Below are 25107 nucleotides of genomic sequence, written 5' to 3' on the forward strand. Positions count from 1 at the left end.
GCAGCGTGCGGAGTGGCCGGCGGATTGATGGCGGCGAATGAACCGAAACTGACCGGGGCGGATCTCTCCCACTTGCGGGTCTCTCCCAAGACCCTCGTGGAAGAGGTGATCCAGAAACTGCGCATGGCGATTTTTTCGGGCCTCCTCAAACCCGGCGACCGCCTGATCGAATCGGAGCTGTGCGTATCCCTGGGCGTCAGCAGACCGGCGCTGCGGGAGGCGATCCGCTGCCTTCAGGCGGAGCGCCTGTGCGACATCACTCCGCATCGCGGCGCTCAGATTCCGGTCCTCTCCTGGCAGGACGCTCAGGACATTTATCACGTGCGCGAACTGCTCGAAGGAGAGGCCGCGGCCCTGTGCGCCGTCAACATCAGCGAGGAGGGCATCCTCAGCATGCAGAATGCCCTGAAGCAATTCAGCGATGCGGTCAATTCGTTCGAAGCTTATGTCCGCGTCGAAGCCACATCGTTATTCTATTCTATTCTTCTCAAGAACGCGAAAAACCGTGTGATCGAGGAGATAATTCTGGGGCTCCTGGCGCGGATAAATTTCCTTCGCTCGCGTTCGATGTCCCTTCCGGAGCGGGCCAGGCACAGCCTGCGCGAGATGGAGGCGATCTACCTGGCGATCAAAGACCGCAATCCCGAAGCCGCTCGCGCCGCCGCCATCGCCCATGTCGCTCAAGCGAGAGAAGCGGCGCGCAACGCCTATATTCTCGCGAACCTCACGTGATCCGCGCAAGCATTCGCCGGGCATTTCATTCGAATTTCCACGACAGGTGGAGGAGTGTTCAAGTCCATGTCAAGTATCGTGGTGGTGGGGTCGCAATGGGGCGATGAAGGCAAGGGCAAGATCGTTGACTGGCTCGCCGAGCGCGCCGACGTGGTCGTGCGCTTCAACGGCGGCCACAATGCCGGCCACACGCTGGTCATCGACGGTGTCAGCTATAAGCTGGCTCTCCTGCCTTCCGGCCTGGTTCGCGGGCGCTTGTCCGTCATCGGGAACGGCGTGGTGATCGATCCCGTCCATTTTGCAGGGGAGATCGAGCGCCTGAGGCAGCAGGGCGTCAGCGTGACCCCCGACCTGCTGCGGATCGCGCCCAATGCCGCGCTTATCCTCTCGGTGCATCGCGAGCTCGATTCCACGCGCGAGCAGGACAGCTCCGGATTGAAGATCGGCACCACTCAGCGCGGGATCGGCCCGGCCTATGAGGACAAGGTCGGGCGGCGTGCGATCCGCGTGGCGGATCTCACCGAGCCGGACACGCTGTTGGCCAAGGCCGAGAGGCTTCTGCGCCACCACAATCCCCTGCGCACGGGGCTTGGCTTGACGGCGGTGACGGCGGAGGCGATCCGCGACGAACTCCTGCGGGCCGCGGATCGCGTCCTGCCCTTCATGGACGATGTGTCGAGCCTCCTCGCGTCTCATCGGAGCGCCGGCAAGCATATCCTCTTCGAAGGGGCGCAAGGCGTGCTCCTCGATAATGACCACGGCACCTATCCGTTCGTCACCTCGTCCAGCACGGTGGCGGCGGGTGCTGCAAGCGGTTCCGGTGTAGGCCCTTCCTCGATCGACTATGTCCTCGGCATCACCAAGGCCTATTCCACGCGGGTCGGCGAAGGTCCGCTTCCGACCGAGCAAGGCGGCGTGGTCGCGGATCACCTGGTCCAGCGCGGGCATGAGTTCGGCGTGAATACCGGGCGCCAGCGACGCTGCGGATGGTTCGATGCGGTGGCCGTGCGCCAGAGCGTGCGCACCGCCGGCATTCAGGGGATGGCCCTCACCAAGCTCGACGTTCTGGACGGCCTTCCCGAGGTCAAGGTCTGCGTCGGATACAGGCTCGACGGACGTCCCGTCGATCAATTGCCACCGACCATGGCGGCGCAGGAGCGGGTGGAGCCGGTCTATGAGACGTTCGAGGGCTGGACGGAATCGTCGGTAGGCACGCGCACACTCGCCGGCTTGCCGCCCCAGGCGCTGCGCTATGTGCGGTTCCTGGAGGAAGCGACGGGCATTCCCGTCGCCGTGCTGTCGACGAGCCCGGAACGGACCGACACGATCTTGGTGCACGACCCGTTCTTGCAGGGGTCGGCACCGGGATGAGCTGACACACCAGACCCGAGGGGAAAACGACACCCTGTCACGCGGCGGGGAACGGCGGAGCTTTGCCAAAAAAAACAAAGCGAAACTATTTCAATGGGTGCGCCCTGTGTCTCCCGGAAGCTTAGAGACAAAGGGCGTGCGCGGGCCGGTCTTCAAGTGCAGAAGGAGATAATACCATGGACGTTACTTTATTCCGGTCGGGTAATCGGCGGTGGCGCGTCGGGCTTATCAATGGACCCAACATGCCAAACCTTCATAACCGCAGCCCGGATGTCTATGGCCCGCCGCAGACCATCCAGCAGCTCGAAGATCGCAATGTAAAGCTCGGCGACGCATTAGGCGTGGAGGTCATCCCCTTCCACACCAATTTCGACGGCGAAGTTCTCGAATGGCTGCATCAACATGCCTTCGCGGATGCGGTCGACGGCAAGCGACTAAACGCGGTCATCATCAACCCCGCCGGGTTGAACATCTATGGCGAGAACGTGCGCCATTGCCTGGAAGACAGCGGGCTACCTTATGTGGAAGTCCACTTTTCCAACATCGTGGTGCGCGAGTTGAAGTCCGTTTTCACGCGCACCGCAGTCGGCATCTGCCATGGCCTGCGCAAGCATTCCTACACCGCCGCGCTCGTTGCGGTCGTGGGCATGCTTGACGATGGCGACTTCGTGCGCCCGGCCAATTATGCGGAGCCGGCCGCCGAATGAGCGCTCGGGCCCCGGCCGTGCGGCCGGGGGCTCAAATTTGAATGGATCGGCGGTGGCGGCGAGGGATCGTCGCCTCGCTTGTCCCGAAACGGATCAACGATCAGACGTCGACGCTGGCCTTCAGCGCGTTCTCCTGAATGAACTCGCGGCGCGGCTCCACCACATCGCCCATCAAGCGATTGAAGAGGTCGCCCGCGGCATCCACTTCCTTCACCTTCACCTGCAACAGGGAGCGGGCGTTGATGTCGAGCGTGGTTTCCCAGAGCTGGCTGGGGTTCATCTCGCCGAGGCCTTTGTAGCGCTGCAAGGAGAGGCCCTTGCGGCCGGAGTCGGTAACCGCGTCGAACAGATCGACGGCGCCCAGTAGCACGGTCTCCTCGCTCTTGCGCTTGAGGCGGGCTTCGCCCGCGAACACCCCGTCGAGGCCGGAGGCCAGCGTGTCGAGGCGGCGGGCGTCGGGCGAAACCAGGAAGGTCGTGTCCAGCAAGTTGGTTTCCAACACGCCGCGCACGGTGCGCGAAAAGCGGAAGCCGGTCTCGTCGGCGGTCCCGGTCCAGCCGCGCTCGGTCTCTTCCGCCAGCATGTTGAGCCGGCGGGTCACCTCGGCCATTTCGGCCTGGGCATCGCGCTCGCGCAGCAGATGCGGCTTCAGCGCGCCCGCCAGCGCCGCCTGTTCGACGATCGCCTTATTGTAGCGCGGGTGGAGGGCGTTCAGCGCCGAGCGGAACTGGCGCGCGGTCTCGACCACGGCGGCGAGATCGGCGCCGGTACGCACCTCGCCCGAGGCGAGATGGAGTGCGGCGTCGTCGAGCCCGACGTTGATGAGGTAGTCCTCAAGGCCGCGCTCGTCCTTGATGTAGGTCTCGGACTTGCCGCGCGCGACTTTGTAGAGCGGCGGCTGGGCGATGTAGAGATGCCCATTCTCCAAGATTTCCGGCATCTGCCGGAAGAAGAAGGTGAGCAGCAGCGTGCGAATGTGGGAGCCGTCCACGTCCGCGTCGGTCATGATGATGATCTTGTGGTAGCGCAACTTGGCGATGTCGAAGTCATCGCGGCCAATGCCGGTGCCGAGCGCAGTGATCAGCGTGCCGATCTGCTCGGAGGACAGCATCTTGTCGAAGCGCGCGCGCTCCACATTCAGGATCTTGCCGCGCAGGGGCAGCACGGCCTGGAAGGCACGGTCGCGGCCCTGCTTGGCGGAGCCGCCGGCCGAGTCACCCTCGACGATGAAGATTTCCGACTTGGCGGGGTCGCGCTCCTGGCAGTCGGCGAGCTTGCCGGGCAAAGAGGCGATGTCGAGCGGGTTCTTGCGGCGCGTGAGCTCGCGGGCGCGGCGGGCGGCCTCGCGTGCGGCGGCGGCTTCCGCCACCTTGCCGACCACGGCCTTGGCCTCGGCCGGGTTTTCCTCAAGCCAGGAATGGAGCGCCTCGCCCACCAGCGCCTCGACCACCGGGCGCACTTCGGAGGAGACCAGCTTGTCCTTGGTCTGGGAGGAGAATTTCGGGTCCGGCACCTTCACGGAGAGCACGGCGGTGAGGCCCTCGCGGCAATCCTCGCCGGAGAGCGTGACCTTCTCCTTCTTGGTGATGCCGGAGCTTTCCGCATAGCCCATCACCTGGCGCGTCAGCGCGGCGGCAAAGCCCGTGAAATGGGTGCCACGATCGCGCTGCGGGATGTTGTTCGTGAAGCACAGAATGGTTTCGTGATAGCTGTCGTTCCAGGACAGCGCCGCTTCCACCTGGATGCCGTCGCGCTCCGAGCGGATCACGATGGGCTTGGCGATCACCGCCGTCTTGGAACGGTCGAGATAGCGCACGAAGGCTTCCACGCCGCCTTCATACATCAGGTCCTCGACCCGCACGTCCGGCGTGCGGGCGTCGGTCAGGCGGATGCGCACGCCGGAATTCAGGAACGCCAGCTCACGCAGGCGATGTTCCAGGGTGGCGAATTCGAACTGGATATGGGTGAAGGTTTCCGGGCTTGGCGTGAATGTCACCATGGTGCCGCGCTTGCCCGCCGGAGCATCGCCCACCACCACCAGTGGCGCTTCCGCATCGCCGTGGCGGAAGCGGATGAAATGCTCCTTGCCATTGCGCCAGATGGTCAGGTCCAACACGGTGGACAGCGCGTTCACGACCGAAACGCCGACGCCGTGCAGGCCGCCGGAGACCTTGTAGGAATTCTGGTTGAACTTTCCGCCGGCGTGCAGCTGGGTCATGATGACCTCGGCAGCGGACACGCCTTCTTCGTGGTGGAGGTCCGTGGGGATGCCGCGCCCGTCGTCGGTCACGGTCACCGAGCCGTCGGCGTTGAGCGTGACGGTGACTTCATTGGCATAGCCGGCCAGCGCCTCGTCGATGGCGTTGTCCACAACCTCGTAGACCATGTGGTGCAGGCCGGAGCCGTCATCCGTGTCGCCAATATACATGCCGGGCCGTTTGCGGACGGCATCGAGCCCCTTCAGCACCTGGATGGATTGTGCCCCATAGTCGTCGGGGGATGCCGCGGGCGCGGGTTCGGCCATGGTCAATCTCGAATCGTTGGAACGCTTGATTATCTTTTACCGCAAAGCCGCGGTTATTTGGTGGCAAAGCCTTGGGTGGCGGCAAGATCGGCCGCATCCGCGTGCCGAGAGCCATCCGCGCGCGAAGGTTCGTGCTGCCTGCGCACGCACCACGCGGCCGGGTGAGGCGACGGCAAGGACGAGAAGAGCGGAAAAGAGGGCAACCCTGCCAGATCCATCCCGCACGTGTGCGCCCGCGCGCGTCGCACGTCAAGTTTCTGCCGCTGGGGAAGGCTCGCAAGGTCCGAGCGCGGGCTTCGCCATGAAGCGCCGGCCCCGTGAAGCGCCGAACCTAAGCCGGCGTTTCAGTCACGCTGGGCGTGCTCAGCGCTGGACATAGACCCGCGTGCCGAGTGGAACGCGGGAATAGAGATCGATGATGTCCTGGTTGAGCAGGCGGATGCAGCCGCTCGACACCTGCTTGCCGATGCTGTCCGGCTCGATGGTGCCGTGCAGGCGGAACATGGTGTCGCGGTCGCCGTCATAGAGGTAGAGCGCACGCGGGCCGAGCGGATTGGTTTCACCGCCCGGCAGGCCCGAGGCATAGGGACCGTAGCGCTCCGGCTGGCGGGCGATCATGTTGGCGGTCGGGGTCCAGTGCGGCCACTTTTCCTTGCGCTTGATGGTGGCCCAGCCGCTATAGCTGTAGCCCTGCTTGCCGACCCCGACGCCGTAGCGGATCGCCTTGCCGCCCTTCTCCACGAAATAGAGGAACTTGTTGTCGATATCGACGACGATGGTGCCGGGCGGGTATTTGGTGGGATAATCCACCACATGCCGCAGATAGATCGGGTCGATCTCCGACACATCCACCGCATCCACCTCGAACGGCTCGCCGGGGATCGGGCCATACATGGTCAGCGCAGCCGTGGAGGGGGCGCCGGAATTGTCGGTGACGCAAGCCGCCAGGAACAGCGGTGTGCCGAGAACGAAGAGCCGCCGGCTCAGTACGGCGGTGGAAAGGCTTTCGCTGGGCATGGGTCCCCGAAGCAGCTGCGAATCATGTCTACCTGGGTAGCATGAGCAGATTCTGCGCGGGTGGCGGTCGCGCCACACAGAGGGAAAAAGCAGCACAAACCAGCAATAAACCGCTGCACCGGCGGGCGACGCAGGCTCAAGCTTCCGCTACGATAGAACCGGGTCGGACGCTCAATCGCTCCGCTTGGTCGAGGGCTGAAAAGACCGTGGCATCGGCGCCTGTCAACCAGACCTGCGCACCAAGGCGGGCCAGCGCCGCGAACAGACCGAGCCGCCGCTCGGCATCGAGATAGGCCGCCACATCATCGAGAAGCACAATCGGCGCAAGGCCTTGCATGGAGGCGACCAGGCGCGCATGGGACAGCGCCAGGCCGATCAGCAGGGATTTCTGCTCCCCGGTAGAGCAACGCGCCGCCGGTAGCGCCTTTTCAGCATGGACCACCGTCAGGTCGCACAGATGTGGACCTTCCAGCGTGCGCCCGGCTGCCCGGTCGCGGGGACGGCTGTCACGCAAAAGTGCGCGATAACGATCTTCCACCTCCAGCGCCGGCGCGTCCGAGAGCATGCGCTCCACGGTGCCTTCCAGCGCGATCGAAGCGTGCGGAAACGGGGAGGTGGGGTCCCGGTCGGCGGCGATTTCGGCGGCAAGGCGGCCCACTGTCTCCAGGCGGGCGGCGGAAACCGCGACGGCCAGTTCCGCCACTTCGCGTTCCACCGCATCCAGGAACCGCGCGCTCCCACCTTCCTCCAGCAACCTGTTGCGCGCGCGCAGGGCGCGTTCCAGCGCGTTGACGCGGGTGCCGTGTTCCGCATCGACAGCCAACACCAGCCGGTCGAGGAACCGCCTGCGGTCGGAAGGTGGGCCGATGAACAGGCCGTCCATGTCCGGGGTCAGCCAGACCACCTTGAGATGATCGAGGAAGGCATTTGCGGACGAGACGGTCTCGCGCTCGATCCGGCAACGGCGTGGCCCCGCGCTGCCGCCGGAAGCGGGTTCCATGCCGGTGCCGAGATGCACCGCCCCGAAGATCCCCTCAATCTCCGCCGCCACCGCCCAGGAGCCGTCTCCCTGGTGTTGCGCCACCGTGTCGAGCGCGGCCCTCCGCAGCCCCCGGCCGGGGGAGAGCAGGGAGATCGCTTCCAGAAGATTGGTCTTGCCGGCACCGTTCGGGCCGGTGAGCACGACCGGGCCGTCGCCGACGCTTATCTGAGCGGCCTCGTAGGATCGGAAGCGCGTGAGGATCAGTCTGCGGATCCGGGCGCGGGGCGCTGCTCTTGGCGGTAAAGCCGTGGCTGCGCCCGATGCGGCATCAGGCGCGCGGGTCATGGAATTTCAGGTCCGGTAATAAACGACGGCGGCAGCCTGAAGATGGCCTTCGCCGCGCCGCGCGCAAGGGTGTGGCCCTGGCGCGCGCGATCTCGCCGCCTTCCTGCCTCACACCCGCATCGGCATCAGCACGTAGAGCGCATCGGTCTTCGTGCTGTCGCGCACCAGGGTGGGAGAGCCGGAATCCGCAAGCTTCAGTTCCGCCGTGTCGCCTTCCAACTGGGCCGTGATATCCAGCAAATATCGGCTGTTGAAGCCGATATCGAGGGGCTCGGCGGCATAGTCCACCTCAAGCTCCTCGGTGGCGCTGCCGGAATCCGGATTGGTGACCGAGAGCACCAGTTTGCCGTCCGTCAGGGAGAGCTTCACTGCCCGCCCGCGCTCGCTGGAGACGGTGGAGACGCGATCGACGGCCGCGGCAAAATCCGTCTTGTCGACCATCAGCACCTTGTCGTTGCCGGCGGGGATGACGCGATTGTAGTCGGGGAAGGTGCCGTCGATCAGCTTGGAGGTCAGCACGATCGCGCCCACAGCCACCCGGATCTTGGTGGTGGAGAGCGAGACGGTGACTTCCGCGTCCTTGTCCTCAAGCAGCTTCTGCACTTCGGCGACGGTCTTGCGCGGTACGATGATGCCAGGCATGCCGGCCGCGCCCTCGGGGGCATCAAGCTCGGCCTGGGCAAGGCGGTGGCCGTCGGTGGCGACGGCCCGCAGGGTTGCCTTGCTGCCGGTGGTGTCGGCGACATGCAGGAAGATGCCATTCAGATAATAGCGCGTCTCCTCGGTGGAGATGGCGAATTGGGTCTTGTCCACCAGGCGCCGGAACTCAGCCCCCTTCAGCTTGAAGGAATGGGTGAATTCGCCGGTCGCGAGATCGGGGAAATCCTCTTGCGGCAGGGTTTGCAGGGTGAAGCGGGCGCGTCCCGCGCGGACCAGCAGGGTGCCGCGATCGCCGCTCGATTCCAACTGCACCTGCGCACCTTCGGGGAGCTTGCGCACGATGTCGTAGATCACATGGGCCGGTACGGTGGTGGCACCATCCTGGTCCACCTGGGCCGGTATCGCTTCAACGACCTCTAGGTCGAGGTCGGTGGCCTTCAACTCCAGCCCCGCGGTGCCTGTGCGGATCAGCACATTGGCCAGAATCGGAATGGTGTTGCGACGTTCGACGACGCGATGGACATGGCTGAGCGACTTGAGTAGCTCGGCGCGTTCGACGGTGACCTTCATTGGCCCGGACCCGTTACTCTACGTGCGGGGAAACTAAGCACGCTCAGGCTGGCGCCCGAACGGCCCGCGACCGGATCGTTCACAACGAACCCGTGGGCCGCAGACATTGCCGCTCGCGCTGCACCAAAGCAAGGGCATCCGTGCGCTTTTCCCCGCAACTGATGTGAAGGGATACAAATTCCCGCAACACGCGCAAGGATCAAGGGCCGCTCAATGCCCGTTATCGCGGCCTTACCGTCTCTCGCCGGTATTTCGGTAGCCGCCACCACGGCACGAACGGCGCCTCGTGGTGCTCGTGGTGATAGCCGAAATGAAAGCAGGTCAGGAGCGACCAGAGATAGCCGTACTCATTGCTGCGCGCGTTATGCTTATCGGCAAAGCCCGGCTCGCCGTGGCGGTGGGGCAGATAAGTGCCGAAATAGAACAATTGCAGCGCTGAGAGCAGCGCCGGAAGGGCCCAGAACAGCAGCACGTTCAAAACCGGCGCGCCGATCACCAGGATGTAGACCGCCAGCACGGCGGTCAGGATGCCGAATTCCCGCCAGCCGAAATAGGTGCGCATGAAGCGCAGGAACCACGGCCAGAAGCGGTCGGGATGGTCGGCGTCGAAATCCGGATCGCCTTCGGTACCGGAATGGCGATGGTGGTCGTGGTGCTTCGGCAACAGGCGATCATAGCTGAAGGCCGCATAGAGGCCGAGCGCGACGCGGCCCACCCAGAGGTTGATCTTCGGCCGGAACGGCGCCAGCGAGCCGTGCATGCAATCGTGGGCGATGATGAACAGCCCGACGTCGAGCCAGGTCTGGAGCGCGATCACCAAAGGCGCGGCATAGAGGTCCGGCGGCGCGAGGCGCAGGAAGAACACGCCGAAGATATGCCCCGCCAGCCAGCCGCCGATCACCAAAGCGGCAAGGCCGAGGCCGATGGCGCCCTGACGGGCATAGGCCCGTCTCATCTCGACCGCCGCCGCGCTGGGCGCGCGGGTGCGGCCGGCTTTTTCTCCCGTGCCGCGCCCCGAGGTGGAAACGCTCACGAGCGGGTGTCCACGTTCTTCAGGGAGCCGCCGTGGGTTTCCCGCAACTGGTCGCGCAGCTTTTGCACCGGCTGGGCATAGAGGAAGCCGAAGGAGACACAGCCCTCCTTGCCGTCCACCGCATGGTGCAGGCGGTGCGCCTGGACAAGGCGCTTGAGATAGCCGTTGCGCGGCACATAGCGGAACGGCCAGCGCTGGTGGGTCAGCCCGTCATGGACAAAGAAATACAGGAACCCGTACACCGTCATGCCGACGCCGACCCAATAGAGCGGGCCAAAGCCACCCGACCCGTAGATGATGAGGCCGATGGCGAGCAAGGCGAACACGACGGCATAGAGATCGTTCTGCTCGAAGACATCGTCATGGGGCTCATGGTGCGAGCGATGCCAGCCCCACCCCCAGCCGTGCATGATGTATTTATGCGCAGCCCAGGCGACGCCTTCCATGACGGCGACGGTGACGAGAACGATCAGCGTGTTCAAAGCGAATGTCATGGTTCAAAGCTCAGGTTCGGGGCGCCTGCCCTCGCTGCCGGATAACCGGATGCGGAAGGGCGCCGGGCCGTGGCGGCGTGCCCCGGTCGGGGCAATGCGAGCGCAATGCGGGTCCGCCCGCCTTGTCCTGCCTCAATATTCGGCATCAGCTTGCGCTCCGCGGCCCGTGGACCAGAAACGGCAGGCATCCGATCATGCGGCCTCTCAGCCAAGTCGGACATGGCGCTGGGCAAGCACCAAGCTCGCGAGAAGTCCGAGTCCAGCATAGCAAATAAGAACGAAAAGCGCAGGCGCCAGCTCGGCGAATGCGGCGCCGCGCCACAGGCTGGCCTGATAGGCGTCGATCACCCAGGCATTGGGCGTGATCCAGCCGAGGTTTTGCAGCCACTCCGGCATGAGGAAGCGGGGCACCATGCTGCCGCCGATGGCGGAGAGCATCAACACCGCGAAGGTGGAGAGGGTCTGCGCCTGCTGCCGGCTCTGTGCCGCCGATGCCAGCGCCAGTGCCAGGCTCGCGGTGGCCGCCGCCGCGGCGAAGGTGGTTGCGATCCAGGTGCCGAAATGGGGCAGCACGGCCACCCCGTAGACCAGCGAGGCGACCGCAAACAGCAGCGACACCTGCAGCACGCCCTGCAAGGTAATGAACGCGAACTTTCCCAGCACCATCACGCCCGTGCCCCCCGGCATCATCAGGATGCGGTCGAAAATGCCCGAGCGGCGCTCCTCCACCAAGCTCGCGGCCCCTTGCACCGAGGAAAACAGAAGGAACAGGACGGCGATCGCGCCAGCATAATAAGTGACGGTGGGCAGGGCCTTGAGGGAATCGACGGTCTGGCGGGCGAAAAAGTCCCCGCCACGCGGCGCTTCACCTTTGGCGATGCTCTCCGCGCTTGCCTGCAGGGCGAGATCGAACTGTTCTTTTTGTTCCGCGGTGAAAGCTCCGACGATGGACTCCATCTGAGCGCCGAGCCGCTTGAGCCCGATCTGCGGCAAGCGTTCGGCGATGAGCGTCTGCACATGGGCCATCAGCAGACCCGCGGCCGCGGCGCGCCCGGGATCGGCCAGGACGAGCAGTGGCGGCTGAGCGCCGCCGGTCGTCGGATCCGAGGCGATGACCAGCCCGGCGTCGGCGGTGCCGGAGCGCACGGCCGCGCGCACGGCGGTTTCGTCCGCGAGCGGGACGGCCTTCACCAGCGGGGCATTGTGAAGCGCGAGGAACAGTTCATGGCCGGCGGCGCTGCCCGAGGCATCGGTCACCGCCGCCTTGACCGGGGCGTCGTCGCCGCTGATGCCGGTGAAGACCGCCGCGAACACCAGGAACATCAAGGGCGGCAGCACGAAGGTCATCACCAGCGCGCCCCTATCGCGCAGCAGAGTGAGACCCATGGCCTTCATGATGGCGCGGATCATCGCATCGTCTCGGCGATCACGTCGGCATAGAGCGCGGCAAGGTCCGGCTCGCGTACCGACATTTCGCGCGGCAACACCCGGCGCTGTTCCAGCGTGAGCAGCAGGTCTGCGAGCGCGCCCGCGCCGGACGCGAGCTTGCCGGCATAGGCCGTTCCAGCCGCGTCGGGTTTGAGGCCGAGCGTGACGAGATGGGCATGGGTATCGGCGTCCGGCGGCTGCGACCAGCGCAGTTCCACGCGTCGCGCGCCGCCGAAGCGCTGGAGCACCAGCGCGTGCGTCGGTCCTTCCAGCACCACCTGGCCGTCCACCAGGATTGCGATGCGGTCCGCCACCGTCGCCGCCTGCTCAAGGTCATGGGTCACGATCAGCACGGCGAGGCCTGCGGCGGCAAGGGAACGCACAAGCTCGGCAAAGCCGGCGAGGGCATCGCGGTCCACGCCCACGGTCGGCTCGTCCAGGATCAGCAGCGCCGGATCGCCCACCAGAGCGGCCGCAACATTGGCGCGGCGCTTCCAGCCGCCGGAAAGGCGGTCAATGCGTTCGTTGGCGCGTGTGATGACACCCGCGGCATCCATGACGGAGGACAGGCGGCCGGCAATACCGGACCGGGGCATGCCGGCGAGACGCGCGAAAATGTCGAGATTTTCCCGCACGGTCAGGCTGGGGTAGAGAGCCAATTCCTGTGGCACGAGGCCGATGTGCCGCCGCGCCTGCTTCGAATGGGCGACGTCGCCTTTCACCAGCACATTGCCATCGGAGGGATGTACGCGGCCGCAGATGGCGCGGATCAAGGTGGTCTTGCCCGCGCCGTTGGGGCCGAGCAATGCGGTGATCTCTCCCGCCGCGACGGCGAGGGAAGCATCGCGCAGCACCGGCCGCGCCCCATAATCGGCGCTTAGCCCGGCGACCTCAAGCACCAATGCCCCGCGCTGGGACGCAGCAGGGTCTTCGGCCGCGCGCAAGACGGGTGCTAAAGTCACGGCACCGCAACGCCCGGAAGCCCGCCGAAGGCGTGGCGCAGGAAATCCCGCAGGGGATCTGTGCCGTCGAGGCGGCGGGAAATGCGGTCGGATGCCTCGAGCGCGCCGCGCAGATGGCTGTCGAGCAGGCTGGCTGCCCGTGAAGCCCCGAGGGAAGCAATGACCGTCGCTTTGCCTTCGTCCTTGCCCACATCCTTGCCGAGCGTGGCGGCGGAGGATTGGACATCCAGCAGATCGTCGAGAATCTGGTAGGCGCGGCCGACGTGGTTGGCAAAATCGCGCAGCGCCTCCATGTCGCCGGCGCTAGCGTCATGTACCAGGCCGGCGGCCTCGACCGCGGCGATGAACAGCAGGCCGGTTTTGCGCCGATTGACATCCTCAGTTGCGGAAAGGCTGCGTCCCGGCACCGGTCGCAGGTCGTCGAACTGCCCGCCGCATAAGCCGAGCGATCCCACCGCGCCGGTGAATACGGCGAGAATCTCAACCCGGGCCGGCGGCGGGACCGAGGGTGCCGTCGCCACCACCCCATAAGCGCGGGTGAGCAGCGAGATGGCGGCCAGCACCGCCACGTCCTCGCCAAACTGCACATGGGTCGCCGGCTGGTTCCGCCGCAGCGTTGCGTCGTCCATGCACGGCAGGTCGTCGATGATCAGGGAGGCGGCGTGAATCATTTCCAGCGCGCAGCCGCAATCCAGCACTTGGTGCTCGTCCGCGCCGAGCCGCAGCGCCGCCGACATGGCGAGCAGGGGCCGCAAGCGCTTGCCCGGCGCCAGCAGAATATGGCGCATGGCGGCATGCAGGGTTGCGGGATTGGAGGCCGTGGTCGGCAGAAGCAGGCCGAGACGCCGATCCACCACCGAACGCAGATAGCTCAGGTCCGGGGAACGCAGGCTTGCGTTCTCCATCACCGGGCCGCCCTCGACGGCATGCAGTGCTTCGCCGTCTCGGGATTTGCCGTGGGTCATCGGGCCGGCCCTTCCTCGCTCTTCCGCCCGCGAGGCCCCTGAAGGCCGATCCGGCAGATTGCATGTGCTTGCATGATCTTAGATCAGACTCTAGAACCCTTGAAGGTGGCTTGCTGTCAAGCAGAAGAGATTGACGCGATGAACGCGGAAAGCGAGATCCAGCGCCGCAAGCAAGATCATATCGATGTCGTGATGGCCGACGAGCGCACTTTGTCTCGTGCAAAAACCGGCTTCGAGAGCGTGTTTTTTGAACATCGCGCCCTGCCTGAACTGCATTTGGACGCTGTGGATCTCACTACGACGTTCCTTGGACGCGCGCTCGCGGCGCCTTTGTTGATTTCTTCCATGACCGGTGGACCCGCGGCTGCGGGCCTGATCAACCGCCATCTGGCCGAAGCGGCCCAGCATCTGGGCATTGCATTGGGCGTGGGCTCGCAGCGCGTTGCCCTGGAGGGCGGGGAAGCGGCTGGCCTTGATCCAGGCCTGCGCCGGCTCGCACCGGGAATTCCCTTGTTCGCCAATCTCGGCGCGGCCCAATTGGCCCGCGGCTATGGGCTCGACGAGGCTAGGCGGGCCGTGGACATGATCGAGGCAGATGCCTTGATCCTGCACCTCAATCCGCTTCAGGAAGCGGTTCAGGCGGGTGGCGATCGCGACTGGCGCGGCCTGCTGGATGCTATCGGAAGCTTGGCCCGGGCGCTTCCTGCTCCCATGATTGTGAAGGAAGTCGGCTTCGGTATCGCCGCCGATCTGGCCCGCCAGCTTGTGGATAACGGCGTTGCGGCCATCGACGTCGCGGGAGCCGGGGGCACCAATTGGGCGCTGGTGGAGGGTGAGCGCGGCAGCGGGCGGCAGCGCGCCATCGCTGCGGCATTTGCCGATTGGGGCATTCCCACCGCGCAGGCGGTCCAGGCGGTGCGTGAGGCCTGCCCCAAGGTGCCGCTGATCGCCTCCGGCGGTCTCAAGGACGGGGTGGATGTCGCCAAGGCGATCCGCCTGGGCGCGGATCTGGCGGGCCAGGCGGCCGGGGTGCTCTCCGCCGCCGTCTTGTCCAGCGAGGCGGTGGTGGCGCATTTCGAGGGGATCATCACGCAATTGCGCATCGCCTGCTTCTGTACCGGGTCGACCGACCTCGCCGCCCTGCGTACCGCCCGGCTGCTGCCGGCGGCATGAGGGCGGCAAGGCCGCGTGAAGGTCTTCAGGGCATGTATTGCCCGCCGTTGACCTCGATCACCTGCCCCGTCACATAGCCGCTCGCCGCTTCCGAGGCGAGATAAAGGAAGGTGCCGACGCATTCGTCCGGCACCCCGAGCCGTCCCATGGGAATCGTCGCCTGCATGACGGTCAACTGAGCCGGTGTGGAATAGCGGTCGTGGAACGGGGTCTCGATCACGCCGGGGGAAACGGCGTTCACGCGAATGCCGGTCTGCGCCAGTTCCTTTGCCCAGCCGTGGGTGGCGGTCGAGATGAAGCCCTTGGCGGCCGCATAGAGCACGGACCCGCCGGCGCCGCCGTGCCGTGCGGCAATGGACGATACATTGATGATGGAAGCCGGCCGGCTCTGCGCGAGCATCACCGGCACCGCGTGGGTCATGAAATTCACGACGTGACGCACGTTCAAGTCCAGCACCGCGTCGTAGAATTCGTCGCTATAGTCGGTGATCGGCAGGCGCTTCACCAGCCCGCCCGCGTTGTTCACCAGGATATCGAGGCCGCCAAAGGCCTCCAGCGTTGCGGCGAGGATGGCGGCGGGCGCTTCGCGCCGGGTCAGGTCGCCGCCGATGATCACGGCCTCGCCGCCTGCCGCGCGCACCCGCTCGGCCACCTGCTCGGCTTTGTCGCGGCTGGCGTTGTAATGCACCGCCACTCGTGCGCCGCTGCGGGCAAAGCCTTCGGCGGCCGCGGCGCCGAGCCCGGTGCTGGCGCCGGTGATGAGCACGGCCTTGCCCTTGAGATCGGGAAATACCGGCATTTGGACCTGGGATACGGTCATGTTTGGCTCCTTGGGAAAAGCGGCCGGCGCGAACCGGCGAAGGGGGCTTTTAGCGGACGCAGACTCGGGCTCTTTTTTTGAGAGGTAACCTGCCAGAGGCGGAGGGTCGGTAATAGGGAGGCAGAGCGCCGGGCGATCACGCCCTGGTAAGCTGGCGACGCAAGCGGCTCCGCCCTCGCGGGACGAATCCTCGACTGCGTTCGCAACCCTGCCGGTGAGCCGCCTGTCGAGGTCAGGATAAGGCCGCACGGCTTGGATTTTGCCGGGCTCGCCGCGCGTTTGGCTCGATCTCCTCTGTGGTGGGTGCTGCCGGGCCTTGGCCGCCGGCTTGCAAGCTAAAACGTTTTAATCCATTGGCACAACATGAACCGGACGACGCCCGCCGCGCGTCGTGCTCACGGTCCGATAGGAGCAATTCGATGTCGCAGGAAAAGGGTGCGGTATTTGCTTTCGCCGCCACGGTGCCGGTCGAAGTGGTGGACGATATCGTCCAGCGCCAGATCCTCACCTATAACGACGAGATCATGATGGTTCGGGTGATCTTCACCAAGGCGGGTCCCGGCGGCGTGCCGCACAGTCACCCCCATGTGCAGGTGACGAGTGTCGAAAGCGGCGTGTTTGACATCACCATCGACGGGCGCACCGAACGTCTGACCGCCGGGGATAGCTTCTATGTACCGTCCGGCGTGCACCATTGCGCGCTCTGCATCGAACCCGGCATCCTGGTCGACGTGTTTACCCCCATGCGGGCGGACTTCGTCGCGGGGTGACGCTTAGGCTTGCGCAACGGCGCGTTCCAGCGCCGCCTGCAGGCGCGCCGGGTCGCCGGCGATGCGGAACACCTTCAGCCGTGCCGTCGCGCCCGACAAAAGCACGACCCGCGAGGGGGCGACGTCGGCAGCCTTGGCGAGCACGCGCGCCACGGCATCCGTTGCGGCGCCATCTTCGGGCGCCACGCGGACCCGGATTTTCAGCACGTCACGCCCATCCGACAGCGTCGTGATGCCATCGAGAGCGTCGCGCCCGCCCTTGGGCGTGGCGCGTACGCTGACGTCGAGCCCGTCCGCATGGGCCCGGAAGAACGCCACGGCGGTCAGAAAACGTAAGGATAGATATAGAGCCCGATCACCCGCTCGATGAAGATGATGAGGAGGATCAGCACCATCGGGGAAAGATCGAGGCCGCCGAGCTGGGGCAGAATGGCGCGCAGCGGCGCGAGCAGCGGCTCGGTGATGCGATAGATGAACTCGCCGATGGTCCGGACCACGGGATTGTAGGCATTGACCACATTGAAGGCGAGCAGCCACGACAGCACCGCGGCGATGATGAGCACCCAGGTGTAGAGTTGCAGAACAATGAGGATGACGTCGAGAAGGGCGCGCATCTTGGGACAATTCCTCGCGGCGGCAGGTGTCAGGGAGCAATAGCCAAGCCGGCGCCGATTGAACAGGGCGTTCGTGCCTGTGAGCGCTCAAGAGCGCGTTGGGTTCGTCCGCGGCTCGCCCGCGCCCTGCGTCAAAAGGGCCCGTATGCCACGCGTACGCGGCATAGCTCTGAGTGGCGCCGGCCACGGGCTGCAGATCCTCCGGGCTCAGCCCAAGGTCGCATCCTCATTGGGTTTGTCGGGATCGGGCAGGGCGCCGGTCCCGGGGGTCTTGGCGGCATCGGTCAAGTCCGGCCTCGCGTGCGGCCCCGCGGCAGGCTTGCCGGTGTCGTTCTTGCCGGTGTCGTTGGCCGGCGCCGATGGGCGCAGAGGCGCGCGCTGCGGTGCCCCCTCGGTGCCTTTTGCGGGCTCAGCGGCGGGATGACGCGGTTTTGAGGACATGTGGTGTCTCCTCTGCAATCCATTGAGGGACAACGCGCGGCGGCTGATCGGGTTGCCTCGTCGGGCAGTGACACCTTGACTTAGAGCGCCCCGAAGAGCAGCTTCCGGCCGCGCCATGAGGTGCCCGGACGCCAGCGTCCATCATTTCCCAAAACCCCACGGACAGGCATGCGCAGCTATTTGGACTTCGAGAAGCCGGTGGCCGAGCTCGAGGCGAAGGTGGAAGAACTGCGGGCACTTTCGAGCGGGGACGGCGTCGCGATCGCCGACGACGTGACGCGCCTTGAAGCCAAGGCGGCCGATGCTCTGGCCCAGCTCTATTCCACCCTCACGCCCTGGCAGAAGACGCTGGTGGCGCGCCACCCCGCGCGGCCGCACTTCGGAGATTTCGCCAGGGGCCTGTTCGATGAGTTCACGCCGCTGGCCGGCGACCGTAAATATGGCGAGGACGAAGCCATCATCGGCGGCTTTGCGCGCTTCCGCGGCGAGCCGGTCTGCGTCATCGGCCATGAGAAGGGCTCCACCACCGAGACCCGCATCCGGCACAATTTCGGCATGGCGCGCCCCGAGGGCTACCGCAAGGCCGCGCGCCTCATGGAACTGGCCGACCGTTTCGCGGTGCCCATGATCGCGCTTGTGGATACCGCCGGCGCCTATCCCGGCATCGGCGCGGAAGAGCGCGGGCAGGCGGAGGCCATCGCTCGCTCCACCGACGCCTGCCTCGCGCTCGGCGCGCCCAATGTGGCGGTCGTCATCGGCGAGGGCGGATCGGGCGGTGCCATCGCCATCGCCACCGCCAACAAGGTGCTGATGCTCGAGCACGCCATTTACAGCGTGATTTCTCCCGAAGGCGCGGCCTCGATCCTCTGGCGCGATACCGCCAAGGCGCAGGAGGCGGCGACCAATATGAAGATTACCGCTCAGGATCTGGTGCGATTCGGCGTGGTGGATTCGATCATCAAGGAGCCCACCGGCGGCGCCCATCGCGACCCCAAGGCCGCCATCGCGGCGACCGGGGATGCGATCGCGGAAGCCCTGGCCGCCATGGCGGGGCTCGATGCGAGCGAAGTGCGCAAGGCGCGGCGGGCCAAGTTCCTGGCGATCGGCCGCACGCTCTAGAGCTGGACGCCGGCCATTTTGTCTGGAACCATCTCATATCGGCCGCAATTCGCCAGTCTTGTGCGGCTAACAAGCGCTGATTTATCGCTTTTTCGCCATCATATGGTAACGCGCCGTCAAGGGTGGACCTTGCATCATGACTCTTAGTGCGCCCGAAACGGACCTTGGAGTTCTGCGTTGAGCCGTCCGCTTCCCCTCTTTTCCCGTCTCCGGCTCGCGGCGCTTGCCGCCACGGCGGCGGTGGTGCTCGCCGGCTGCAACGGCCAGGGCGATCTGTCCCGGCGCTCCCAGCAGCCCCTGTCGCCGCAGATGGTCACCATGATCCAGGAGAAGGGCATGACGCCCTCCAGCCCGATCCTGGTGCGCCTGTTCAAGCAGGAATCCGAGCTCGAGGTCTGGAAGGAAAAGACCGACGGCACCTATGCGCTGCTGAAGACCTATCCGATCTGCCGCTGGTCGGGCGAGCTCGGCCCCAAGGTGAAGATGGGCGACCGCCAGGCGCCGGAAGGCTTCTATGCCATCACTCCGGCGCTGATGAATCCCAATTCCAGCTATTATCTCGCGATCAACACGGGCTTTCCGAACGCGTTCGACAAGTCCTACGGCCGCACCGGCGAGTTCCTGATGATCCACGGGGACTGCTCCTCGTCGGGCTGCTACGCCATGACCGACCAGCAGATCGCCGAGATTTTCGCCCTGGCGCGCGAGAGCTTCGCCGGCGGCCAGCGCTCGTTCCAGCTCCAGGCCATGCCGTTCCGCATGACGCCGAAGAATCTCGCCCGCCATCGCACCAACCCGAACATGGCCTTCTGGCGCAACCTGAAGGAAGGCTACGACAGCTTCGAGGTGACGAAGCAGGAGCCGAAGGTCAACGTGTGCGACCGACACTATGTGTTCAACGCGCAGGTTGAGGGGGGACGCGGCTTCGACGCCTCCGCCGCCTGCCCGAACTATACCGTGCCCGCCGAGATCGCCCAGGCGGTTAATGCCAAGCGTATCGCCGACGACCAGCAGGTAGCGGCGCTGTCCAATTCGCTGCCCGTGGCGCCGGTGAAGACCGGCACCGACGGGGGCATGCACCCCGTGTTCCTGGCCAAGTTCCGCCCCGTCGGCGCCGAGGCGAATGATTACACGGTGGACGTGAACGGGGCGCCGCCCGGCACCATGCCCGAAACCACGCGCCCGCCGGGCATTTCCCCGGACAGCCAGGTGGTCGAAGTCGGAGCCCCCGTGCGTCCGGGCGTGGATGCGACCTCCGCCTCCGCGCCCACGAGCAGCGGGCCGCGTGTCGCTTCCGTCCTGCCGCCCGGATCGGTGCAGCAGACCGCCAGCCTGAACGGGCAGGGTACTGCATCCGCGACGGTCCTGCAGGGCTCCACAACCATCGTGACGCCGGGTACGTTCTCATCCAGCACGCGCTAGCGCGCGATCCGATCCTATGGAGCCGGTGACGTCTCTGCGGGATCGAGACAGATCCGGCTCTGGCGCCAAACGGCATTCCGGCCCGAGATCAGGCCTGCCGGAATGGCGGCGCGGCCTCCGGATTTTCGAAAATTCTTCACGTGAAACAATGACTTAGCGCGGACGAACATCGGTTTTCTGGTGCTTCGCGGCGGGTCTTCGGCGCACAGAACCGGCATTTCGGGCGAACGTTCGGCGAAGATGAATCCGGAGGATTCTCCGATTCGGTTCGGCCTCGTACAGCCGGCGGCTCGGCCCTCTCGCCCGTTTCGTATCCGCATCCGCCGCTGCCCGCCCGCGCGGCCGACCCCAAAACGCAAAAACGCCCGGCTCGACACCGGGCGTTTCGTTCAAGGGGGAAAAGCCAGCCTCAGGCGAAGCGGCCGTGGCAGTGCTTGTATTTCTTGCCGGAGCCGCAGGGGCAATTCTCGTTGCGGCCCACCTTGCCCCAGGTGGAGGGATCCTTCGGATCGCGCTCGGCCACCGCGATGTCGCCCGAAATCGCAGGCTGGGGACGCGCGCCGATGGCGGCGGCCGAGCCGGAGAATTCGTCCTCGCCGGTGGTGGCATCGATATGGTGCGCTTCCATGGCCGGGAGCGCGTCTTCCGGCGGCGGGGAGGAAACGATCTCCACCCGCATGAGCTGAGAGGTGACGATCTCGCGCAGGCGGCCGAGCATGGCGGAGAACAGCTGGAAGGCTTCGGACTTGTACTCGTTCAGCGGGTCGCGCTGGGCATAGCCGCGCAGGCCCACCACCTGGCGCAGATGGTCCAGCATGGCGATGTGCTCGCGCCAGAGATGGTCCAGCGTCTGCAGCAGGATCGACTTCTCAATATAGCGCATGAGGTCCGGGCCGTACTGGCCGGCCTTGCCCGCCATCCATTCGTCGGCGCGGCGGATGATGCGCTCGGTGACTTCCGGCCCGGCGATGCCTTCCTCCTGCGCCCAGGCCTCCACCGGCAGGTCGAGGGTGAGCACGTCGCGCACGGCGAAGTCGAGGCCCTTCACATCCCATTGCTCGGGATACGAATTCTCCGGAATGTACTTGGCCACGAGGTCGGTGATGACCGAGTGGCGCATGTCCTCCACGGTCTCGGCGATATCGGCGTCGTTCATCAGGTCGAGCCGCTGCTCGAACACCACCTTGCGCTGGTCGTTGAGAACGTCGTCATATTTCAGGACGTTCTTGCGCATGTCGTAATTGCGCGCCTCGACCTTCTGCTGGGCCTTCTCCAACGCCTTGTTGATCCAGGAGTGGATGATGGCCTCGCCTTCCTTGAGGCCAAGCTTCTGCAGCATGCCATCCAGGCGGTCGGACCCGAAGATGCGCATCAGGTCGTCGTCGAGGGATAGGAAAAACTTGGACCGGCCGGGATCGCCCTGGCGGCCCGAGCGGCCGCGCAGCTGGTTGTCGATGCGCCGGCTCTCGTGCCGCTCCGTGCCGAGGACACACAGGCCGCCTGCGGCCAGCGCCGTCTGCTTCATCTCGGCGACTTCACCGCGAATGCGCGCTTCCGCCTCGGCCCGCTCAGGTCCATCGGGCAGATGCTGGAGTTCCTGCGCGATGCGCATATCCACATTGCCGCCGAGCTGGATGTCGGTGCCGCGGCCGGCCATGTTGGTCGCGATGGTGACCGCGCCGGGCACGCCGGCCTGGGAGACGATATAGGCTTCCTGCTCGTGGTAGCGCGCGTTCAGCACCGCGAAGGCGTGGTCGTTGCCGTGGCCGCTAAAGGCGGCGGGATCGGAAAAATCCTTCTGCCGCAGCCCTGCCTGCTTGAGCAGATCTGCCAGCAGCTCCGATTTCTCGATCGAGGTGGTGCCCACCAGGACCGGTTGCCCGCGCTCCGAGCAATCCTTGATCACCTCGATGATCGCCGCGTATTTCTCGGTGGCGGTGCGATAGACCTCGTCGTCGTCGTCGATGCGGGCGATGGGCACATTGGTCGGCACCTCGATCACGTCGAGCTTGTAGATGTCGCCGAATTCCGCCGCCTCAGTATTGGCGGTGCCGGTCATGCCGCCGAGCTTCTCGTAGAGGCGGAAATAATTCTGGAAAGTGATGGAGGCCAGCGTCTGGTTCTCGGGCTGGACCTGGACATGCTCCTTGGCTTCCAGCGCCTGATGCAGCCCTTCCGAATAGCGCCGCCCCGGCATCATGCGGCCGGTGAATTCGTCGATGATCACCACTTCGCCGTTGCGGACGATATAGTCCTTGTCGCGCTGGAACAGGGTGTGCGCCCGCAGCGCCTGGTTGACGTGATGGACCACCGACACGTTTTCAATGTCGTAGAGCGAGGTCGACTTCAGCAGATCGGCGGCGGTGAGCATCTGCTCCATCTTTTCCATGCCGGCTTCGGTCATGGAGACGGAGCGCTGCTTCTCGTCCACCTCATAATCTTCCTTGCTGAGGCGCGGAATGTATTCGTTGATGGTGTTGTAGAAATCCGAGCGGTCGTCGAGCGGGCCGGAAATGATGAGCGGGGTGCGGGCCTCGTCGATGAGGATCGAATCCACTTCGTCGACGATGGCGTAGAAATGACCGCGCTGCACCATGTGCGCGCGGTCGTATTTCATATTGTCGCGCAGATAGTCGAAGCCCAATTCGTTGTTGGTGGCGTAGGTCACGTCGCTCGCGTACGCGGCGCGGCGCTGGTCATCGTCGAGGCCATGGACGATGATGCCGGTGGTGAGGCCGAGGAAGTTATAGACCCGCGCCATCCACTCGGCGTCGCGCTTGGCGAGGTAGTCGTTGACCGTCACCACGTGCACGCCCTTGCCGGCGAGCGCGTTGAGATAGACCGGCAGGGTTGCGACGAGGGTCTTGCCCTCGCCGGTCTTCATCTCGGCGATATCGCCGTTATGCAGCACCATGCCGCCGATCAGCTGGACGTCGAACGGGCGCAGGCCGAGCACGCGCTTGGCTGCCTCGCGCACGGTCGCGAATGCGGGCACCAGGAGATCGTCGAGCTTTTTCCCGGCCGCCAGCTGGGCGCGGAATTCCGCCGTGCGCGCCCGAAGCTGATCGTCCGAGAGCGCGGAGAGTTCCGGTTCGAGCGCGTTGATCGCCGCCACCATGGGGCGAAAGCCGCGGACCATGCGGTCGTTCGCGGAGCCGAAGATCTTGCGGGCAAGTCCACCTAGCATCGTGACGTCTCTATCCGTCCCGTCTCTTGTCAGGGGAGGGCGGAGACGGGCCGCCGGACCCTCCGGTCCATGAAATCGCTTATCGACACGCCCAATGCGGCGCCAGCAAGTCCACGCTTGAATCTCGATTCCCAGGGCGCAACGGCGCGCCCGCCGCCGGCCGAAAGGTCCATGCGGCACACGCGTGCGTCCAGGATACGACGGGAGACTTATGAACGGGTCGCAGGCTTGTCAATGAGAGTGGTCCGTATGATGCGGGTTCGTTGGGGCATATTCCCCGCCGCAGGGGCCCGGTTACGAATTTCCCCCAGGATGCAGCTTCGCTAACCATGAGCTGTCATGGACTTGTCGGGGCCCGCTCATTAGTATCCCCGGCGGAAGAGGTCCCGGGGGATTTGCGATGATGGGGCGGGTAGCGCGTGTTTGCCGCGTCGGCTTGAATGTCGGCTTGTCGGCCGGCTTAGTCATGGGCGCGATGCGGCCTCGGTGGGTGGTTGGAATTCCCGTGCTGGCCCTTGCGCTGGCCGGATGCGAGGAAAAAAACACCTACGTCGCACCGCCGCCGCCGACCGTTACCGTCGCTGAAGCGACCGCCGTGCCGGTGACGCGCTACCTCGAGCTGACCGGCAACACGGCCTCCATCAACACGGTGGACCTCAACGCCCGCGTCCAGGGATTCCTCACCGACATCAAATACAAGGACGGTGCCTTCGTGAAGAAGGGCACGGTTCTGTTCGTGATCGAGCAGGACCAATATATTGCCGACGTGGCCCAGGCCAAGGCGACGCTCGCCGCCAAGCAGGCCGCGCAGGTGCAGGCGGAAGCCGAGTTCAATCGCCAGAGCCAGCTCGCCAAGCAGGATTTCGCCTCGCAGGCGACCCTGGATCAGGCCCGTGCCAAGCGCGACGGGGCAGTGGCCGACGTGCAGAACGCCCAGGCCAGCCTCGACATTGCGAATATCAATCTCGGCTACACGCAGGTCACCGCGCCGTTCGATGGCGTGGTCACGGCCCATCTCCAGGATATCGGCGCGCTGGTCGGCTACAGCAGCCCCACGAAGCTCGCGACCATCGTCGAGATCAATCCGATCTATGTGTGGTTCTCACTGTCCGAGACCCAGGTCCTGAACATCAAGGAGGCCCTGGCCAAGCAAGGCAGGACCCTCCAGTCGGTGTCGCAGGATCTCGCCAACATTCCGGTCGAGATCGGCCTGCAGACAGAGCAGGGCTACCCCCACGCCGGACGGCTCGATTATGTTGCGCCGCAGGTCGATCCCAATACCGGCACGCTGACGGTGCGCGGCATTTTCGAGAACAAGAACATGGCGTTGATTCCCGGACTGTTCGCCCGGGTGCGCCTGCCGCTTGGCGCCCCGGTCGACATGGTGGTGGTGAATGACGCGGCCATCGGCACGAACCAGAGCGGCAGCTACGTGCTGACGGTGGATTCCACCGGCAAGGTATCGCAGCAGGTCGTGAATCTCGGCCAGATCCAGAGCAACGGACTGCGGGCCCTGTCGGCCGGGCTTTCGGCCGGCACGCAGGTGGTGGTCAACGGCCTGCAGCGCGCCGTGCCTGGCTCCAAGGTCACGGTCGAGAAGGGCGCCATGACGCCCCCCGAGCCCAAGAAGCCCATCTCGCCGGCGATGAACACTCCCGCCGCGACCACCCCCGCAGCCACGGCCCCGGCTGCCACCACGTCTCCCGCCGCGACGACGCCCCCAGCGGCGACGCCGGCCGCGCCCAAGAATTGACGACCGATCCCTCGAGCC

General features: G+C 65.5%; 22 protein-coding genes. 8 read left to right on the plus strand and 14 right to left on the minus strand.

The features are described 5' to 3' along the window. The first annotated feature begins 12 nt into the window (after positions 1–12). From V5F77_RS12530 to V5F77_RS12540, 3 genes are all read left to right on the plus strand, one after another. Positions 13–732: a GntR family transcriptional regulator gene (locus tag V5F77_RS12530; protein WP_429005685.1), complete on the plus strand. Its 720-nt coding sequence runs from the start codon at positions 13–15 to the stop codon at positions 730–732. A gap of 66 nt (positions 733–798) precedes the next feature. After that, positions 799–2103 carry an adenylosuccinate synthase gene (locus tag V5F77_RS12535; RefSeq protein WP_429005686.1) on the plus strand — a complete coding sequence of 435 codons (1305 nt, stop codon included), beginning with the start codon at positions 799–801 and terminating at the stop codon, positions 2101–2103. 176 nt (positions 2104–2279) lie between these two features. Then, on the plus strand, positions 2280–2810 hold the full coding sequence (locus V5F77_RS12540; RefSeq protein WP_429005687.1) for a type II 3-dehydroquinate dehydratase: 531 nt from the start codon (positions 2280–2282) through the stop codon (positions 2808–2810). A gap of 100 nt (positions 2811–2910) precedes the next feature. Here the strand turns inward: V5F77_RS12540 and gyrB are convergent, their stop codons facing one another. From gyrB to V5F77_RS12585, 9 genes are all read right to left on the minus strand, one after another. Then, a complete protein-coding gene (gene gyrB / locus V5F77_RS12545; protein WP_429005688.1) occupies positions 2911–5334 on the minus strand; it encodes a DNA topoisomerase (ATP-hydrolyzing) subunit B in 2424 nt (807 codons plus the stop codon). A 363-nt stretch (positions 5335–5697) separates the two neighbouring features. Beyond that, positions 5698–6351: a L,D-transpeptidase gene (locus V5F77_RS12550; protein WP_429005689.1), complete on the minus strand. Its 654-nt coding sequence runs from the start codon at positions 6349–6351 to the stop codon at positions 5698–5700. Between the two features lie 136 nt (positions 6352–6487). Further along, the gene (gene recF, locus V5F77_RS12555) at positions 6488–7678 is read right to left on the minus strand and encodes a DNA replication/repair protein RecF (protein WP_429005690.1); all 1191 of its coding nucleotides are present in this window, start codon (positions 7676–7678) and stop codon (positions 6488–6490) included. A 108-nt stretch (positions 7679–7786) separates the two neighbouring features. Then, complete coding sequence (gene dnaN, locus V5F77_RS12560; protein WP_429005691.1) at positions 7787–8908, minus strand: DNA polymerase III subunit beta; 1122 nt, start codon at positions 8906–8908, stop codon at positions 7787–7789. A gap of 220 nt (positions 8909–9128) precedes the next feature. Continuing rightward, positions 9129–9941, minus strand: a complete 813-nt coding sequence (locus V5F77_RS12565) for a fatty acid desaturase (RefSeq protein ID WP_429005692.1) — start codon at positions 9939–9941, stop codon at positions 9129–9131. Further along, positions 9938–10435 carry a sterol desaturase family protein gene (locus V5F77_RS12570; protein ID WP_429005693.1) on the minus strand — a complete coding sequence of 166 codons (498 nt, stop codon included), beginning with the start codon at positions 10433–10435 and terminating at the stop codon, positions 9938–9940. Before V5F77_RS12570 ends, V5F77_RS12565 begins: the two co-directional genes overlap by 4 nt. Positions 10436–10639: 204 nt before the next feature. After that, entirely contained in the window at positions 10640–11845 is a 1206-nt protein-coding gene (locus V5F77_RS12575; RefSeq protein WP_429005694.1) for an ABC transporter permease, read from the minus strand. Continuing rightward, on the minus strand, positions 11842–12825 hold the full coding sequence (locus tag V5F77_RS12580; RefSeq protein ID WP_429005695.1) for an ABC transporter ATP-binding protein: 984 nt from the start codon (positions 12823–12825) through the stop codon (positions 11842–11844). Before V5F77_RS12580 ends, V5F77_RS12575 begins: the two co-directional genes overlap by 4 nt. After that, the gene (locus tag V5F77_RS12585) at positions 12822–13790 is read right to left on the minus strand and encodes a polyprenyl synthetase family protein (RefSeq protein WP_429005696.1); all 969 of its coding nucleotides are present in this window, start codon (positions 13788–13790) and stop codon (positions 12822–12824) included. The genes V5F77_RS12580 and V5F77_RS12585 overlap by 4 nt, the downstream gene beginning before the upstream one ends. 138 nt (positions 13791–13928) lie before the next feature. Between V5F77_RS12585 and fni the strand changes: the two genes are divergently transcribed. Then, positions 13929–14963 (plus strand): type 2 isopentenyl-diphosphate Delta-isomerase, encoded by a 1035-nt coding sequence (gene fni, locus V5F77_RS12590; RefSeq protein ID WP_429005697.1) that lies wholly within the window; start codon positions 13929–13931, stop codon positions 14961–14963. Positions 14964–14988: 25 nt separating this feature from the next. Here fni and V5F77_RS12595 read toward each other — a convergent pair whose 3' ends face one another. After that, on the minus strand, positions 14989–15783 hold the full coding sequence (locus V5F77_RS12595) for an SDR family NAD(P)-dependent oxidoreductase (protein ID WP_429005698.1): 795 nt from the start codon (positions 15781–15783) through the stop codon (positions 14989–14991). Positions 15784–16202: 419 nt separating this feature from the next. Here V5F77_RS12595 and V5F77_RS12600 point away from each other — a divergent pair, with 419 nt between their 5' ends. Continuing rightward, the gene (locus V5F77_RS12600; protein WP_429005699.1) at positions 16203–16553 is read left to right on the plus strand and encodes a cupin domain-containing protein; all 351 of its coding nucleotides are present in this window, start codon (positions 16203–16205) and stop codon (positions 16551–16553) included. Between the two features lie 3 nt (positions 16554–16556). Here V5F77_RS12600 and V5F77_RS12605 read toward each other — a convergent pair whose 3' ends face one another. The 3 genes from V5F77_RS12605 to V5F77_RS12615 all read right to left on the minus strand — a co-directional run bounded on the left by V5F77_RS12605 (position 16557) and on the right by V5F77_RS12615 (position 17608). Further along, positions 16557–16871 carry a DUF167 family protein gene (locus V5F77_RS12605; RefSeq protein WP_429005700.1) on the minus strand — a complete coding sequence of 105 codons (315 nt, stop codon included), beginning with the start codon at positions 16869–16871 and terminating at the stop codon, positions 16557–16559. A gap of 5 nt (positions 16872–16876) precedes the next feature. Beyond that, positions 16877–17167, minus strand: a complete 291-nt coding sequence (locus tag V5F77_RS12610; RefSeq protein ID WP_429005701.1) for a YggT family protein — start codon at positions 17165–17167, stop codon at positions 16877–16879. Between the two features lie 207 nt (positions 17168–17374). Continuing rightward, positions 17375–17608, minus strand: coding sequence for a hypothetical protein (locus V5F77_RS12615; protein ID WP_429005702.1), 234 nt, complete (start codon positions 17606–17608; stop codon positions 17375–17377). 168 nt (positions 17609–17776) lie between these two features. Between V5F77_RS12615 and V5F77_RS12620 the strand changes: the two genes are divergently transcribed. Together V5F77_RS12620 and V5F77_RS12625 are read left to right on the plus strand one after the other, a co-directional pair. Then, positions 17777–18727: an acetyl-CoA carboxylase carboxyltransferase subunit alpha gene (locus tag V5F77_RS12620; RefSeq protein ID WP_429005703.1), complete on the plus strand. Its 951-nt coding sequence runs from the start codon at positions 17777–17779 to the stop codon at positions 18725–18727. A 177-nt stretch (positions 18728–18904) separates the two neighbouring features. Then, on the plus strand, positions 18905–20149 hold the full coding sequence (locus V5F77_RS12625) for a hypothetical protein (protein WP_429005704.1): 1245 nt from the start codon (positions 18905–18907) through the stop codon (positions 20147–20149). Positions 20150–20558: 409 nt separating this feature from the next. On the opposite strand, the gene secA is transcribed toward V5F77_RS12625, so the two are convergent. Continuing rightward, entirely contained in the window at positions 20559–23336 is a 2778-nt protein-coding gene (secA, locus tag V5F77_RS12630) for a preprotein translocase subunit SecA (protein WP_429005705.1), read from the minus strand. Positions 23337–23802: 466 nt separating this feature from the next. Between secA and V5F77_RS12635 the strand changes: the two genes are divergently transcribed. Next, on the plus strand, positions 23803–25089 hold the full coding sequence (locus V5F77_RS12635) for an efflux RND transporter periplasmic adaptor subunit (protein ID WP_429005731.1): 1287 nt from the start codon (positions 23803–23805) through the stop codon (positions 25087–25089). The last annotated feature ends 18 nt before the right edge of the window (positions 25090–25107 follow it).

The sequence above is a fragment of the Roseixanthobacter psychrophilus genome (assembly GCF_043195195.1).
Taxonomy (GTDB): domain Bacteria; phylum Pseudomonadota; class Alphaproteobacteria; order Rhizobiales; family Xanthobacteraceae; genus NCEH01.